The sequence below is a fragment of the Phenylobacterium koreense genome, assembly GCF_040545335.1.
Taxonomy (GTDB): Bacteria; Pseudomonadota; Alphaproteobacteria; order Caulobacterales; family Caulobacteraceae; genus Phenylobacterium; species Phenylobacterium koreense.
In genome coordinates this window covers 75425-90751 of sequence record NZ_JBEPLU010000003.1, presented here as the reverse complement: position 1 = coordinate 90751, position 15327 = coordinate 75425, and the positions used below count along the sequence as shown (strand labels likewise).

13 protein-coding genes are annotated in these 15327 nt (G+C 62.3%); 8 read left to right on the top strand and 5 right to left on the bottom strand.

All coding sequences use genetic code 11. From position 1 onward, the window contains the following. Positions 1-2: 2 nt before the first annotated feature. From trbE to ABID41_RS16440, 5 genes are all read left to right on the top strand, one after another. On the top strand, positions 3-2426 hold the full coding sequence (trbE, locus tag ABID41_RS16460; RefSeq protein WP_354298145.1) for a conjugal transfer protein TrbE: 2424 nt from the start codon (positions 3-5) through the stop codon (positions 2424-2426). Then, positions 2404-3984: a TrbI/VirB10 family protein gene (locus tag ABID41_RS16455; protein ID WP_354298144.1), complete on the top strand. Its 1581-nt coding sequence runs from the start codon at positions 2404-2406 to the stop codon at positions 3982-3984. Before trbE ends, ABID41_RS16455 begins: the two co-directional genes overlap by 23 nt. Next, the gene (locus tag ABID41_RS16450; protein ID WP_354298143.1) at positions 3981-4496 is read left to right on the top strand and encodes a S26 family signal peptidase; all 516 of its coding nucleotides are present in this window, start codon (positions 3981-3983) and stop codon (positions 4494-4496) included. Before ABID41_RS16455 ends, ABID41_RS16450 begins: the two co-directional genes overlap by 4 nt. Further along, complete coding sequence (locus tag ABID41_RS16445; RefSeq protein ID WP_354298142.1) at positions 4490-5089, top strand: lytic transglycosylase domain-containing protein; 600 nt, start codon at positions 4490-4492, stop codon at positions 5087-5089. Before ABID41_RS16450 ends, ABID41_RS16445 begins: the two co-directional genes overlap by 7 nt. 422 nt (positions 5090-5511) lie before the next feature. Continuing rightward, positions 5512-6306 carry a hypothetical protein gene (locus ABID41_RS16440; RefSeq protein ID WP_354298141.1) on the top strand — a complete coding sequence of 265 codons (795 nt, stop codon included), beginning with the start codon at positions 5512-5514 and terminating at the stop codon, positions 6304-6306. Between the two features lie 11 nt (positions 6307-6317). On the opposite strand, the gene ABID41_RS16435 is transcribed toward ABID41_RS16440, so the two are convergent. Next, positions 6318-7229, bottom strand: coding sequence for a HEPN domain-containing protein (locus ABID41_RS16435; RefSeq protein WP_354298140.1), 912 nt, complete (start codon positions 7227-7229; stop codon positions 6318-6320). A 138-nt stretch (positions 7230-7367) separates the two neighbouring features. After that, a complete protein-coding gene (locus ABID41_RS16430) occupies positions 7368-7598 on the bottom strand; it encodes a hypothetical protein (protein ID WP_354298139.1) in 231 nt (76 codons plus the stop codon). 491 nt (positions 7599-8089) lie between these two features. On the opposite strand from ABID41_RS16430, the gene ABID41_RS16425 reads away from it, so the two are divergent. From ABID41_RS16425 to ABID41_RS16415, 3 genes are all read left to right on the top strand, one after another. Beyond that, positions 8090-8599, top strand: coding sequence for a hypothetical protein (locus tag ABID41_RS16425; RefSeq protein WP_354298138.1), 510 nt, complete (start codon positions 8090-8092; stop codon positions 8597-8599). Positions 8600-8703: 104 nt separating this feature from the next. Further along, on the top strand, positions 8704-10302 hold the full coding sequence (locus ABID41_RS16420) for an ATP-dependent nuclease (protein WP_354298137.1): 1599 nt from the start codon (positions 8704-8706) through the stop codon (positions 10300-10302). Then, a complete protein-coding gene (locus tag ABID41_RS16415; protein WP_354298136.1) occupies positions 10295-11326 on the top strand; it encodes a UvrD-helicase domain-containing protein in 1032 nt (343 codons plus the stop codon). Before ABID41_RS16420 ends, ABID41_RS16415 begins: the two co-directional genes overlap by 8 nt. A 9-nt stretch (positions 11327-11335) precedes the next feature. Here ABID41_RS16415 and ABID41_RS16410 read toward each other — a convergent pair whose 3' ends face one another. The 3 genes from ABID41_RS16410 to ABID41_RS16400 form a co-directional block, all read right to left on the bottom strand. After that, positions 11336-12028: a hypothetical protein gene (locus ABID41_RS16410; RefSeq protein ID WP_354298135.1), complete on the bottom strand. Its 693-nt coding sequence runs from the start codon at positions 12026-12028 to the stop codon at positions 11336-11338. Positions 12029-12156: 128 nt separating this feature from the next. Further along, entirely contained in the window at positions 12157-14088 is a 1932-nt protein-coding gene (locus ABID41_RS16405) for an ATP-binding protein (protein WP_354298134.1), read from the bottom strand. A gap of 152 nt (positions 14089-14240) precedes the next feature. After that, entirely contained in the window at positions 14241-15212 is a 972-nt protein-coding gene (locus tag ABID41_RS16400) for a hypothetical protein (RefSeq protein ID WP_354298133.1), read from the bottom strand. Between the last annotated feature and the right edge of the window lie 115 nt (positions 15213-15327).

The following is a 15327-nucleotide window of genomic DNA, read 5'->3' as shown; positions in this document are numbered from 1 at the left end:
CCGTGCGTTTCCTCGACGAATTCCGACGTCGGCCGATAAGCCTCGCCGACCACCTTCCCTGGGCTGTGCTCGTGGCGCCTGGTGTCGTCCTCAACAAGGATGGCTCGTTTCTCACCGCGCTCAGGTTCCGCGGTCCGGACCTGGAATCCTCGACGGAGGACGAGTTGATGGCGGTGCGTGCGCGCCTCAACAACGGGCTGCGGCGGCTGGGCGCGGGCTGGTGCCTGCATGTGGAGGCCGCACGCCGCCCGGCCGATCCTTACATCGCCATGGAAAACAGAGGACTCGCCGCCTGGCTGGTCGATGCCGAGCGCCAGGCCCTCTTTGAGGACGCCGAGCCCGCGTTCGAAACCGACTTCACCATGGCGTTCACCTGGCTGCCGCCAGCCGATGAGACGCGCTGGATCGAGCGGGCGATGTTTTCTGGCCTGGGAAAAGCTGGCCGGGAATGGCGTACGGCGCTGGCGGCCTTCCGCCACGAGATCGAGGTCGCGGTCGACCTTCTGAGCCAGGCCTTGCCCGAAGTACGCCTGCTGTCGGACGAAGAGCTCCTGACTTGGCTGCGCGCCTGCGTGTCGGGGCGGGCCTCGCGGGTGAAGCCAGATTTTGTCCCGGCCTTTCTCGACTCCGCACTTGCCGACGAGCCGCTGGCCGGCGGGCTGGAACCGAAGCTGGGGGATCGATGGCTGAAGGTGGTGTCTATCCGCGCCTTGCCGGCCGCCACTCGGCCTGGCCTGCTCGACGCGCTCTCGACGCTTCCCTTCGAGCTGCGCTGGAGCGCTCGCTGGATCGGGCTCGACAAGGCGGAGGCCGAACGTGAGATCACCCGGCTGCGCAAGCGCTGGTTCGCCAAGCGCAAGGGGCTCTCGGTTCTGTTGCGCGAGGCGGTCACCAAGGAAGAGGTCCCCTTATTCGACACTGATGCGGCCGTGAAGGTCGACGAGTGCGATGGGGTGCTGGCCGCGTTGGGATCGGAGGTCTGCGCTTACGGCTACTTCACCTTGACGGTGACCATCCTGGATGGCGATCGCGCGCGCGCGGCCGAAAAGGCCCGCGCAGCGGTCGCCGCGCTCAACGCCCAGGGTCTTGTGGCCAGGGTCGAGGACGTCAATGCCGTCGAGGCCTGGCTGGGCTCCATTCCCGGCGAGCCCTATGCCGACGTCAGGCGGCCGATGATCTCCACCCTCAACTTGGCTGATCTCTTGCCGGTCTCGGCCGTCTGGGCCGGACCTGCTCGTGACGCTTGCCTGGATGGGGCGCCGCTTGTCGTGGCCAGAACGACCGGTGCGACGCCGTTTCGGCTGGCGCTGCATGTCGGCGATGTCGGCCATGCCATGGTGGTGGGACCGACCGGCTCAGGCAAGAGCGCGCTGCTCTCGTTCCTGGCTTTGCAGTGGTTTCGCTACCCGCGTTCAAGGGTGATCTTCCTGGACAAGGGCCGCAGCGCCCGAGCCGCCACCCTGGCGGCTGGCGGGGTCTGGCGCAGTCTCGAACCTGGCGACAGCTTTTCGCTCCAGCCGCTCGCCGAAATCGAGGCCCCATCTGAGCGAGCCTGGGCGGCCGAATGGATCACCGAGGCTGTAAGGGCCGCGGGCGTGGAGCCAGATCCCGGCGCACGTGAAGAAATCTGGGCGAGCCTCAACGCCATGGCCGAGGCGCCGCGCGGCCAGCGCACGCTCACGGTCTTTTGCGCGATGGTCCAGGATCGCGCCGTGGCGACGGCCCTGGAGCCGCTGACCTTGCAGGGCGCCCACGGCCACCTGATGGACGGCGCAGGCGATGAACTTGTCGAAAGTTGCTTTGACACCTTCGAGTTGGAAAGCGTCATGGCCGCGCGCTCGGCGAGCGTGCCGATGCTCAACGCCCTTTTTCACCGCCTGGAACGTGGCTTCGACGGTCGCCCCACGCTCCTGATCCTCGACGAAGCCTGGCTCTTTCTCGACGATACGGTCTTTGCCGCGAAAATCCGCGAATGGCTGAAGACGCTGCGCAAGAAGCGTGTGGCGGTGATCTTCGCCACCCAAAGCCTGGAGGATGTGGCCGCATCGCCGATCGCCGCCAGCCTTATCGAATCCTGCCCGACTCAGGTCTTCCTGCCAAATCCGCGAGCCCTGGAACCTGGCGGCGCCCAGCACTACCGCGCCTTCGGTCTCAACCAGCGCCAGCTTGAGCTTCTCGCCCTGGCCACTCCCAAGCGATCCTACTATTGGCGCCAACCCGGCGGGCGGCGGCTATTTGATCTCAAACTCTCCGGTTTGAGCCTGGCGCTGTGCGCAGCTTCAAGCCCCGAAGATCAACTCCTCATCGATGCAGCGCTCAGCCAGGCCGGCCAGGCCGGCTTTGCGCGCGCCTTCCTCAAAGCCAAGGGAGTGCCTCATGTGGATCAACTGTTCGATGCGTTCGATGCGCCGGAGGCTGCGGCCTAGGGCCGCCGCAATGGTCCTGGCCATGGCCGGGGCGGTGCTGGCTTGCGGTCCTCGGGCCGCTCACGCCCAGCAACTGGTGTTCGATCCCAAGAACCATCTGGAGAACGCACTGCAGGCGGCCCGGCAGTTGGAAAGCCTCGCCAATGAGGCGCACATGCTGACCAATCAGGCGCGTGAACTGGCCTCTTCCCCGTACAGCCACCTGACCGCGACAAGCCAGACGCTGAGCAGCATTGGCGAGCTTGCGGGGGCGGCCAAGGGATTGGCCTCCGATGTTGCAGGACTGCAGGCAGACTTCGAGGAAATCTATCCGGCGATCGTCCAAGGTCTAGATCCGCAGACGGCTCTGAAGCTTCGTCAAGAGCGCAACGCCACGGCCAGGAATACGGCGCGCGACCTGGCGAGCGCCGCAGCCGAGCTTGAGCAAATGGCCAAGGCCCGTCCCGGCCGCTTGCAGGGCGCCCTGGCGGCCAGTCAGTCGGCCATCGGTCAAACCGCAGCGATCCAGTCTTCGGCTCAGGTCCTGGTGCGCGTGCGCAAGGGCCCTGTCGTCGCCGCCGGTCTCGCCAGCGCGGCGCTATGCGCCGGAGCGCTCGCCTGGGCCTTCATTATCCAGCCGGACCTGCGCGCGCAGGCCCGCCAGGATGAAGCCGTCGAGGACGACCAGGGTCGGGCGCCGCCCCTCCCACAGATCGCCGAAGGACCAGCGACCTATGGCGATCTTGAGCCGCTTCAGGACGTGTCGCAGCGGCCAGCTTCAGCACAGCCGCAACCGGCCGCCCCGCCCAGGTCGCCCCTCGAGGCGCCGGCGCATCGAGGGGCGCGGCCGATGGATCGGGCCAGCGAGGCTCGCACCTCGCCTCTATTCTTTGCGCAGGCCCATAGCGGGCAGGTTGCGCAAGTCCCGCCAGCCCGAGCCGACCTGGGCGGCGATCCAAGGACCGCTGGGCAAGACGCCTACAATTCCGACAATCTCCTCGATCTGGTGAGCCCCTACGAACTGAAAGCCGGTTCGGTTATCCCGGCTTTGTTACTGACGGGAGTGGACACCGCTCGCGCCGGCCCGGTGACGGCCGCGGTCACCGACAGCATCTACGACACGGTCACGGGCCAGCACCTGCTCATCCCTCAAGGCTCGCGCCTCATCGGTCGGCATGAAGGCGAGAGCCGTCACGGCGACAAGCGCGTGTTCCTCGTCTGGGACCGACTGATCCTGCCCAACGGCAAGAGCCTTGTGCTCGATCGGGAGCCTGGCGTGGACGCCCAAGGCATGATCGGCGTCGAAGGCAAGGTCGAGCGGCGTCTTTTGCCGCTGGTGGCCGCGAGCCTGATCGGCGGCGCCATCACCGCGCTCGGGCAGATGGCTCGCGACGAGGCCGACGCCTCACGCCGATGGGTCGACGATGCGGGCGACGCAGCCGCCATAGAGGCCGCCCAGGTGGGGGGAAGATTGATCGACCGCGAGCTCGATGTGCGTCCGTCGATCCAGGTTCGGCCAGGCGCGAGGGTCCGCGTGCTGATCACCCACGACCTTGTCCTGGAGCCTTATGCGCCATGAACATGCAGATCCGAGCAGTCTCGCGGACAGCGGCCACGGCGATCTTGTTCGGTTGCGCCCTCGCGGCGGGGGCCGCGGCCGTCGAGGCGCGGTCTCCAGCCATCATGATCAATGAGACGACGAGCCTTCCAAAGGGAATCTATCTGCGCAGCTTCACCGCCGATCTGCGTCGTGGATCGGTTGTGGCCATTCTCCAGCCAGCTGTCGCGCGCCCTTATCTGGCGAGGCTCGGGGTCCCTGCGGACATGTGGATTCTCAAACGCGTTGCGGCCCTGGGCGGAGACGCCGCGTGCGTTCGGGGCGATGTTCTGTCGACCCCAGAGCGCCAGGCCCAAGTGCTGCGCCGCGATCGCCTCGGGCGGGCTCTGCCGGCTTGGCGCGAATGCCGCGTCTTGGCGCCGGGCGAGCTCTTACTGCTTGGCGACACCCCGACCAGCTTCGATAGCCGGTATTTCGGCCCGGTTCGCAACACCGCGGTGGCCGGGACCTATCGCCTGGTGCTGCGATGGTAGCGGCCAGATGTCTGGCGCTTCTGCTTGCGCTGGCGGGCGGTCCGGCCGCCGCGCAAAGCGATTGGAGCGCGGCGGGCGGCGCCCTCTTCGTCGGGGCCGAGCCAAATCCGGTCCCTGTATCCGATGATGACGTATCGACTGAAATGCGAGCGCGCCCCGCGCATTGGCCTTTTGCCGAGGCGATCGGCTCTGCGGCCAGTCGCCACGGACTCGATCCCAAGCTGCTGGCGGCGGTGGTGGCGGTCGAAAGCGCTTTCCAGGCTGAAGCCGTTTCGAAAGCTGGGGCGGGCGGGCTTACCCAGCTCATGCCTGCAACCGCCGAGGAATTGGGCGTAACGGACCGGTTTGATCCGCAAGCCAACCTGCTGGGCGGCGCAGATTATCTGGCTCGGCAGCTGGCGCGGTTTGGCGATCTGAGGCTGGCGCTCGCGGCGTACAATGCCGGTCCTGCGCGTGTGGAACGGCTCGGCAGGGTTCCGGCGATCGCCGAGACGCAAGCCTATGTCGAGACCGTGGTCGAATGTTTCCTGGCGATCAGCGCCGGCCGCCAGGTCAAGTCCGCGCAGGACTGTCGTTCGCAAGGCGGCCGGTGAAGCCCTCCTCGACATTTCGGAGGACGGCGGGATCCCCGACAGGTTTGGACCCCGCCGGCGACGGCGTGTGGCCGCATCTGCCCCTCTGGCTCAGATTGGAGAAACCTATCGCCCGCGATTGGATTTTGCGACGGGTCGGTGTTGTCAAGGGATGGGGATGGAGTGGGGCCCCATCCCAACGCGCAAGGCGCGGGGCCTGGTCAGGTAGCGGGCAGCGGGTCATCGTCCGAACTTTCATTTCCATTCAACCAGTTGAGATCCCGCGGTCATATTGGCGGCTCGACAATCATCTACGTTACCTTCAGCGTGAGGGGGTCGGACTTGGGGGCGCGCGGGCTGAGTTCTTCGATCGCAAGGATGACGGTCTTGAGATTAGAGGCCTGGCGCACTCATGGAGAGATGACAGGCGCCATTACCGGTTCATGATCTCGCCCGAGCATGGCGACTGCCTGGCAGATCTGCGGGGATATGTAAGGGAGGTCATGAGCCACGTAAGCGCAGACCTTTCCGAACCGGAGCTGACGTGGCTCGGAACGTGCCACTTCAATACCGACCATCCTCACGCCCATGTCGTGGTGCGCGGTCGGCGCCAGGACGGCGCCGTTTTGCTGATCTCGCCCAAGTACCTCTATCACGGGATTAGCGCCCGAGCCCGGGAAGTGGCGAGCGCCCAACTGGGCGATTTCTCACGCGGCGATGAAGAGCGCGGGGTTTGGCGCGAGACAAAGGCCGAGCGTTTCACCGCCTTGGACCGGCGACTGGTCCAGTCGGCGACGCAGGACGGCCTCGTCGGACCCGAGCCGGGGCAAGGTCCGACATGGCGCGCATTGATCAGGGCGCGTTTGCGCACGCTCACGGCCCTCGGGCTCGCCGTTCCGGCGGGGGCGCAATATCGGATTGCTCCAGATCTTCAACAGCGCCTGACCGCAATGGACCTCACAAAGGCCAAGCTGCGCACGATCAACGAGCATCGACTGGCGACAGGAGCGCGCGTCGAGGAGCTCATGCAGGGCAGGGTGAAGGGAGAGGTGCTGAAAAGCGGGTTCCACGATCGGCATCGAACCTTTGGCTATGCCATCGTGCGAGACGGTCGCGGCGGCGACCATTATGCCCGTCTTGCTATTGGCGAGGCGCCGCCCATGGTCGGCGGCGCCGTCGAATTGACCATGAGCAGCAAAGGAGCTCAGCGCTCGGCTGAGCTGGACCTTGGCCTATAGGAGGGGCCCGTCTATCGGTCGTCAGGCCTGATCGTCGCCAGGTAGGCCTCGCAGCTCTTTTGAACCCGCTGCTGGAGGTCGCTCACGCGGTCGATCAGCCAAGCCAGTTCCTCGACGGTGATGACATAGTGCGAGGAGAAGCGGGCCTCGACATAGGCTCGTCGCAGAAGCTCCCAGCAGCGCTTCTCGAACCGGCTGCTGCGCGGCCAGACCGGGATCAGCCCCGGCTCCACCCGCTCAGCCTGAGAACGCAGGAAGTTCAGATTGTGCGACTTGGTCGAGTGCAGCGTCATGGTCAGCAGGACGCAGTGGTAAAACCGCTCGGTGGCCTGATGGAGCTCAAAGGCGGCGACGTTCGTCCTGTTCTTAGAAATCGCATAACGTGCCTGGTCAGCAAAATCTGACGCACTCGGAAACCAATTATCGAAATTCGCCTTGGCTTCGGCATAGGCCTCTTGCGGCGAGAGCCTGGCCGGCTTGGCGAAGGGGTGATCGGGGGCTTCGTAGAGCGCCACGCCTTCGCGCACGATCTGGGTGAAGAACGGCCGGCCGCGGGCGAGCTGATGGTTCACGTCCGAAAGCGAGTGGACGATGAAGTGCGCCGGGGCGGTCAGCTGGTGGGCGATCTCATAGGCCTGCAACAGGTGCTGGTCGGCCTCCATCCAGTACTCGGCGGTGTCGGTCAGCTCATCGGCGTTGACCACCACCAGGAGATCATAGTCCGACTTATATCCGCCGACCGGATCGTCCACCCAGTCGCCCCTGGCGTAGCTGCCAAACAGCAGCACCTTCAGGATGCGGCCCTGCTTGCGCGCAGACGACCTGCTCCGAGTGGCGTCCTCGAACTCCCGGAACAGGATCTCGAGCACCCGCGCCAGTTCCTGGCGCTTGCCCTCAGGGAGATGGTCGAGGCTGTCGTTCATCGATCTGATCAGCGAATCCAGCGAGGTGCGATTCGCTCAAGTCTAGGTCGCCTTGACCGGCTTCTACAGAGCAGAGTGGCGTGACTGACCTTCTATGCGACCGGCTTTGTCGTTTGCCATGGCCTCCGATCAGGGCGCCTACGCCGCTGGTCTCTGCGACGCGGAGCGTGCAGTCGCGCCGCGCAACGCGACAAACGCCATCTCCACGAGCTGGGCGATCGCCAATATGCCGCCTGCGCCAATCAGCAGCGCCGGCAAAATGGCGATCAAGGCGCCGCCGGCCCCAAAGAGCGTGACGAGAGCGCTCCAGGCGAAGGCCGTGGCGGCGACCATCGAGGCGCCGAGGACGATCTTCAGCGGGCGGGGCATGGGCTGATTGTGCACGAACGGCTCGATCCAAAAGGTTACCGAACCGTTAATGCAAAGTCGGCGCCAGCCTTCAGCTCAAAGGCTGTCCCAAGTCCAATTCCAACTTACAACTATTAAGATATATCGGAACTCCCTGCGCGGCGAGGCTCCGTGTCCAAAGCAGAACCTGCGGATGTCGTGGAAGGGCTCCTAGCCGACATTCAAGAAGTCCGCTCCTGGCTATTGAGCCGGGTAGCCACGGCGATGTCCGGATGGTTCAAGGCACCGCTCGTAAAGGTCGGATGACAGCCCGTTCCTCTCCACGAACAATCGAACTTGAGGCTCCGCGAAGGCAATGCCCGGAGTTGAAACGCGCCTTCGAAATCGCACGCGAAGCGCGTGGTTGCCACTACAGCGCGGCATGATAGCGTTAGCGAGCAGCGGTCGGGGGTGATCGCCTAAGCTGAGCAGCAAGACAGTGTTGCAGGGACAGCGTCCGTCCGGAGGCGAGTATGACAATTAAGGTCCTGGGGTTTGGTGCGCCGATCACTTCGGTGCCCGTGGGTACGTACTTTTCGGCGTTCGCCCACGGCTGGAAGGGCGTGTGTCTGGCCGTTGAAGCAGGGGCGGAGGCCGAGCCGCTGTGCCTCGTCCTCGATTATGAAGGCGACATGGGAGACCAGTTTCCCACGCCTCGCATGCTCAACATATCCGTGCTCGGATTCAATCTGGCGGCGGTTCCCCGCGAGCAACTCGTCATCCGGCCACGTGCGGAGAAAGATGCGCGTCCGTTCCTCGCGAAAGTAGAATCGAGCGCGGCACATGGCGCGTTGGTTCTGCTTCCCAATGGGGATCCGGTGATTGTGGTGCGTAAGGCGGGGCAGGGGCTCTGGTCTCTTTCCACAGGCAAGAAGGTGGTCAGCCTAGAGGGTGGGATAATCTATCCCGAGTGGGAGATCGCAATCGTGGAGCCGGCGCTTTCGCATTCCACGTTAGTCCGCTTTCCTGAAGAAGAGGGATAGGCCCGGGCCGCCTGTCGCGCCTGCCAAGGGGATTGGACGAAGTCGCACTGAGCGGCACCAGAAGGTGGGCCCTAGTGTGCAGTATTGATTAGACAATATTGGCCATGATTACCAAAATCTATATCGACAACTTCAAGGCATTTAGCGCATTTAGCCTAGCACTGGAGCCGGACCTCAACATCATTGTCGGCGACAATGAAGCTGGGAAGTCGTCGATTCTGGAAGCTCTTGGTCTGGCGCTGACTAAGCGAATAAATGGCCGCGCGATCGAGACGGAACTAAGCGCTTCGCTCTTTAACAAGGCAGCGGTCGACGCCTACGTAGCCGCAGTTCAGGCTGGCGGAAATCCTGACCTCCCGCGCATCCGTATCGAGGTTTTTCTGTCGGACGAGCCAAGCGTCGCCGCCCTCCGCGGCTCCCACAATATCGAAAAATCAGACGCGGTGGGCGTTCGTCTGGAGATCGGCTTCAACGACGAATACGGTGCCGAGTACGGTGCCTTTCTTGCGGATCGCGCGGAGGTACGCACGATCCCAATCGAGTTTTACACCGTTCAATGGTGCTCGTTTGCGGGAAACGCGATCTCAAGTCGCGGCATGCCGGTGGGGCTCTCGTACATCGACGCGACGACGATCAGGCTCCAGAGCGGCACTGACTATTACCTCCAGAACATCATCAATGCGGGCCTCGACGCAAAGGAGCGCGTAGCGCTCACTCTCGCGTACCGTGGACTGAAGGAGAAGTTCTCCGGCGAGGCTGCTATCAAAGCGATCAACGATAAGCTGACCCAGAACAAGGGCGCGATCACTGACAAGAAGCTCGCGATCGCCGTCGATGTGTCGCAGAAATCGAGCTGGGAGACGAACCTCGTCCCACACCTCGACGACCTGCCGTTTCACCTAATCGGTAAGGGTGAGCAGAGCGCGCTCAAGATACTCTTGGCCCTGGAGCGGCAGGCCGGCGAAGCCCACGTGATCCTGATTGAAGAGCCAGAGAACCACCTGTCTTTCTCCTCGCTCCAGACACTCATCGCGAAGATCAATGAGAAGTGCAAAGGCAAGCAAATCATCATCACGACGCACAGCGCGTACGTGCTGAACAAGCTGGGAATGGAGAAGACTGTTCTTCTCCATGATGGCATGACCACCACACTTGCGAAGCTACCAAAGGACACCCAGGCTTACTTTAAGAAGCTCTCAGGCTACGACACGCTCCGTATCATCCTCGCGAAGCGAAGCATCCTGGTCGAGGGGCCATCAGACGAGCTGATCGTGCAGAAGGCGTACGCGCGCGTGCACGGCCACCTACCGGCGGACGACGGCGTCGATGTGATTAACGTACGGGGGCTGTCATTTCCGCGCTTCCTCGATATCGCGAAGGAGCTTGGGAAGGACGTCTGCGTGGTCACGGACAACGACGGTGATCACGCGAACAAGATCGTGGAGCGATACAAGCCCTATGCCGGGATCAAGGGCATTCGGATCTGCGCGGATGATGACAACACAGCCAACACCCTCGAACCGCAGATGGTGAAATGCAACACGCTCGAAGCGCTTAACAAGGCGCTAGGAACCGCGCACGCTGACACCGCCAGCTTGGCTGAGTGGATGATCGACAATAAGTCCGAATGGGCGTTGCGCGTCTTTGAGGCCGACGAGGAGCTAGAGTTCCCCGCGTACATTTTCGAAGCGGTGCATGGTTAGCACCGTTGTCGTTGCCAGCGCCGGATCGGGGAAGACGACCCACCTGATCGACCAGGCGGCCCACGTAAAGGCGGGGCGTGTCCTCATCACGACCTACACGAACGAGAACGTTGACAACATTCGAGACTGCGTGGTCGCGCGCTTCGGCTACGTGCCGGAAAATATCGATATTGAGAGCTGGTACAGCACCCTCCTTAGGCACGGCGTGCGCCCGTATCAAAATCTACTTTCCAACGTCGGCGTCACTCAAACCATTGCCTTCATCCAGGTACCGCAGGCGCTGCGGTTCGTACCGAAGGCCGATGTGAATCGATATTTCTTCACGCGAAATGGCGACATTTATCGAGATCGCGTCTCCGATTTTGTGTGCCTCGTCGATGATAAGACCGGCGGTAAGCTCATCCAGAGACTGGAGGCAATTTACTCACACATTCTCATCGACGAACTGCAGGATATGGCAGGTTCTGACCTCGATCTGCTCGAACGCCTTTTTAAATCGAAGATCACGATGGTTGCCGTGGCGGACCCTCGACAAGGCACCTACACCACCAACAACTCGATTAAGCACAAGAAGGCGGCGCGATCGGGGATCGTGACCTGGCTCTCCGCGATGGAGAAGGCTGGGCTCATTACCCAGGAAGAGCGTGCCGAGAGCTGGCGCTGCAATCAGGTGATCTGTGATTTCGCTGACGCGCTATATCCCCATCTTCCGCGAACGACTTCGCGGAATGCGACCCGGACGCCGCACGATGGTGTCTTCCACATCAGCGCCGCGGACGTTCCGAGCTATGTCGCGGAATTCAACCCGGTCGTGCTCCGTTGGAACAAGAACTCGGACACGCTTGGTCTGCCGGCGACTAACTTCGGCGTTGTGAAAGGCAGGAGCTTTGATCGCGTCCTCATCTTTCCGACGGAGCCGATGAGAAAGTACATCAAGGAGCCTAACCCGGAGATGTCGCTTGATCGTGCGAAATTCTACGTTGCGGTGACGCGGGCGCGGTACAGCGTTGCCTTCGTGGTGTAGGTTGGCAGGCTAATCGACAAGATCAGAATCTCCCGCGGCAATTCGCGCCGCCCTTCGCTCTCTAGCCTCACGTTCTCGCTGTGCAATGTGCTCCACGTGATCCTGGAGCGCCTCGGCGTAGTTTGCGCCTTCGCGAGGAAAGCGAAATGCATCAACGCCAGCATCGGTTCTGAGACGCTGGGCGAGATTCCAAGCTTCCAGGCCAATGGCTGCCGCGCCTTCAGCGTAGAAGCTTCGCGCTTCGTCCTCGTGTGACGCTCCATAGATGACAGCGCCTTCGGTGCTGTCGCGTAGAATTGCGACACGGATTTCAATATCCCGAATGCGGATCATTTCCGAAGAGCCTAGCAGCTCCCACTGTACCGCCGGCCAAGCTGGAAAGCTGGGTGGTGCCGCAGCACCGTCAATTTCTGGATTGCCATTGTGCCACATCGCCTCCGCGCAACTACGAGCAAAGGCTTCGAGATGCCGGGCCAACACCGCTCTTACGAACTGTCGTTGAGCTTCTTCCTTGGCGGCCTCTCGCTCGCGCGCCTTCGCCTCGTCTAAGAGGCGATCACGTCGCTGCTGGTTTGAGACGCTGCTCGACGAGTAAGTCTGGATCGCACCGCCGAGAAGTACGCCGAGTAAGCCCACACCTGCCGGAATCAGCGTTTCCCAGAGATTGGCGGCGGCATTCGCGTCGTCGACTTGGATAGGCATTCTTGTCTCTATGGCACGGCTTGTGGGCGGCCGCAGCAACGTGCCGCACTGCCGAACAGTCCCGCATCTAGTGCATCGTCAACGCTGCTGGTGCTAGTCGGCCGCATAACCTCCAGGACCGAAAATACTTACGCCTCGAATTGTAGTTCGGTCGGTCTGCTTCGAGGGCCGTGAACAAACTCATCCGCGTCCAGCCCGACCTCACGGAGGAACGGCGCGTCGCGAAGTTTGTCTCGGAGGCCGAGCATGCGCTTTTCTGCGCGTCGTACGAACGTGTTGTAGCTCATAGGACGGATCAGCACGCGATCGTCCCACCGCCGATCATCGCCCGACTCCGCAGGGTCCACCTGCGAACCTAGAACATAGCAAGTGATTGTGGCCGCCTTGGTGAGGAGGCCTTTTTCGATCAGCTCCTTCACGTAGCGCCATGGCTGAGCCTTCTCATCGGCACCGATCGTGACGCCAGGCCGCTTGATCTCGGCCACAACGAGCCGAGCGACGCCATCAACGTCATGGCCCGCGTCGTGGGAGTCGCGGCTGTAGAAGCCCACGCTCCCATCGGGCACGATCACGAAATCGGGACGCTGCAACGACCCCTTCTGCTTGCCGGCAAAGAGCTTCGCAATCACCTCGGTCATGCCCCGATTGCTGGTGAACTCCAGGCTCTCGAACTCGGGACCGAACACCCAAAGGCTGCGCTCGAACAACGGCTGCAAGTCACCAACTTCGTACACTGCCGGGTCCCGAAGCTTCTCGTCCAGCTCTGCAATGAGGCTGAGACGGGATTGGATTTCGTCCAGCGCCAACTTTGCGGCCCGTAAGCTCCAGTCGGCGAGAAGCTTGTTGAGATCGTCCAGTTCGCCTGGCTTCATCTCGTGGAGCTGTTGGATCAGTCCATACTGGGATTGGCTCAGTTCAAGCTTGGCCAGGATCTCGGCGACCTGTTCAACTTCGGTCGGGCTGATGCTTGTGCACTGGTCGACCACAGTGTCCAGGAAGGTACTCCAACGATCCCGGCCCAACGGCGGCAACTTCCTGATGGTGGTGCTCAGGTGGGCGCGGATGGCTTCCTTCGTCTCTTTCCGGCGTTCGCTTGTGACTTCAGCCAGGACCTCCCTAATCTTGTTGTGAACGAGGTTGCGCGTCGTCAACCAAGCGGAAATGTTTGGGTTGAAGCCGGTCCAATCGGTGAGGACGGCATTGTGAGTGGACAAGAAGTCCGCCTGCACGATGAAAATGAACCGCTTGGCCTCAGCGGTGCGACCGTCGAGGATCCGTTCGTGATCAAATCCCACCCAGCCTGGAGATCCGACGAGCCGATTGTCGACCCACCAAGCGATACCATGCTGGCGCGTGGTCTTATCTGCCCTAAGCGTGTCGATGACGGTCAGATTGACGGAGCCGAATTCCGGAACCTCGATGGTTTCGCGCCGCAGCTTTCCCGACGGCACGTCTTCGAAAGTCACCTGGGTGCCATTCACCGTGACTAAGAAGTTTGGATCGGAAAGGAACCTCGTGCCGATGACTTCGCGCAGAGACTGATCACTCAGAACACCCCCAGCTCCGCCCTCAGCCACGATCTCTGTTCCATGGCCGGAAGCGCCGTCGCGTGCACCAATCTGCTCAATCTTGAACGGCAGGACAGGATCGCGGCTCACCTCGAAGCGGGCTTCGCGGCCGTCGCGCCAGGTTCTCACCTCATACGGATTGCCGAACCGGAATGCTGCGTGGCGCCCCCTTCCGTTTCGACCGTACGCCTTGCGAAGGCTATAGCCGTCGAGCTCAGGCGGCGGCTCGGAGAGTTCGCCTTCTTCAGTCAAGCGGTTGTAGTCCAGGGTGCCCCAGCGACGCCGGAATTGATCCGCGGTCAGCCCCTTGCCGTTGTCGCGTATCGAAAACAGCAGCCCTTTGGCGCCTTCACGCCAAACAACCTCAACCCGAGTGGCCCAAGCGTCCCACGCGTTAGCGACGAGTTCAACGATGGCGACGGCCGGATCGGAGATGATCGGGCCAGCGTGCCGCTCTAAGAACCGTTCGTCAAAGAGAACTGACTGTTGCACGTTTGTTTCCACAGTGGAGCTTAAGCGTGGTCCGGGGGCGATCGTCCACAAGTTCTCGCCTTCTCACGACAGAATCGGACATCGGCCAGGTCAGGGCGCGCCGTTGAGTATTGAGGGGCAACGGAGTTACGGCGAGCATTTGAGCGAGGTCTTTAGTCGTCCTTGAGCGCTTGATGTAAGTGGTAAGCGCAGAGGCTGCCGTTCTCCGAGATTTCATCGACTGAAAGCGCCGCATGGCAAACGGCGCAGCTGGCTTCCGGAAAGCCGTCGCCACATAGGGCGCAGATCCGTTCGCCCTCGCCTAAGGGGATCGCGCCGGCTACGCCGCAGGATGGGCAGTCCCCGAGCGGCCACTCGCCACCGTCTGTCATGGCCAGGTAGGCGTCAGCGAAAAGGTGCTTGGACAGCGCGAATGGCACGATCTCTTCCGCACTACATTCCATGTGGCAGACGATGCAGCGGAAGGTTGCGCGACGTTGATCGGTGTTCGTTACATCCGCCTGCTCGATAAGCTGAGAGCCGCAGACGCTGCATTCAATGTCTTCGACTGCTTGACCCATGGCTGGGGAGATCCAGCGGATAGCTGCAATCGTGTATCTGCACTTCGTCAGCGCGAGCTCATAGAGCGCTTCCGACTCGAGGAGAGCCTCCCAACAGTCAGCTCCAAGCAATGATGCCGGATCGAGGGCAAGGACGTCTTCTACCAGCTCCTGGATGATGACAGCGGCTTGGCCCAGCGCCTCCGTCAGTTCGCTTCGAGCGCCGCTAAAGGCGTAATGCTCCAGGTTGTTCCTGTACCCGGTCAGCTTATCGAGAGGCCCCCAATTCACCTTCACGCCGAGCGTCTTGAAGCGCTCCTTGATCTGGTGCTGATCAACGGTTTTGGGGCCGGTACCCCGAAACGTGAGCTCGCCGGCGGCGTTCAGATGTGGCGCGATGCGTTCTCGGACCAAGACCTCGTCACTTCCGAGCGGCGACAGGAGCCGTAGTTTCTCCTTGCAGAGCAGGAGGATGCCGGCCTGGACGTTGCGGATCGCCGAGAGCACGCGCCTTGGATCGGGCGACTTGGAGTCTTCCATGCCGATCTGGATGGATTGCACGGCGTTGCTGAGGATTGTGTCCACGAGGACCTCTGCCGATTCTACAGCGTGACTGTAGGAGTTCGCCGCGTGTGGGAACAGGTTTCGGGCCGATACTCGGATGCTTTGAAGCGCGTTCTTGGTGCGACCGCGTCCGTGG

Excerpts from the sequence above, each read along its gene's own strand:
- ABID41_RS16455 (WP_354298144.1), top strand. The coding sequence starts at position 2,404 with ATGCGCCGGAGGCTGCGGCCTAGGGCCGCCGCAATGGTCCTGGCCATG.
- ABID41_RS16450 (WP_354298143.1), top strand. The coding sequence starts at position 3,981 with ATGAACATGCAGATCCGAGCAGTCTCGCGGACAGCGGCCACGGCGATC.
- ABID41_RS16445 (WP_354298142.1), top strand. The coding sequence starts at position 4,490 with ATGGTAGCGGCCAGATGTCTGGCGCTTCTGCTTGCGCTGGCGGGCGGT.
- ABID41_RS16440 (WP_354298141.1), top strand. The coding sequence starts at position 5,512 with ATGATCTCGCCCGAGCATGGCGACTGCCTGGCAGATCTGCGGGGATAT.
- ABID41_RS16435 (WP_354298140.1), bottom strand. The coding sequence starts at position 7,229 with ATGAACGACAGCCTCGACCATCTCCCTGAGGGCAAGCGCCAGGAACTG.
- ABID41_RS16430 (WP_354298139.1), bottom strand. The coding sequence starts at position 7,598 with ATGCCCCGCCCGCTGAAGATCGTCCTCGGCGCCTCGATGGTCGCCGCC.
- ABID41_RS16425 (WP_354298138.1), top strand. The coding sequence starts at position 8,090 with ATGACAATTAAGGTCCTGGGGTTTGGTGCGCCGATCACTTCGGTGCCC.
- ABID41_RS16420 (WP_354298137.1), top strand. The coding sequence starts at position 8,704 with ATGATTACCAAAATCTATATCGACAACTTCAAGGCATTTAGCGCATTT.
- ABID41_RS16415 (WP_354298136.1), top strand. The coding sequence starts at position 10,295 with ATGGTTAGCACCGTTGTCGTTGCCAGCGCCGGATCGGGGAAGACGACC.
- ABID41_RS16410 (WP_354298135.1), bottom strand. The coding sequence starts at position 12,028 with ATGCCTATCCAAGTCGACGACGCGAATGCCGCCGCCAATCTCTGGGAA.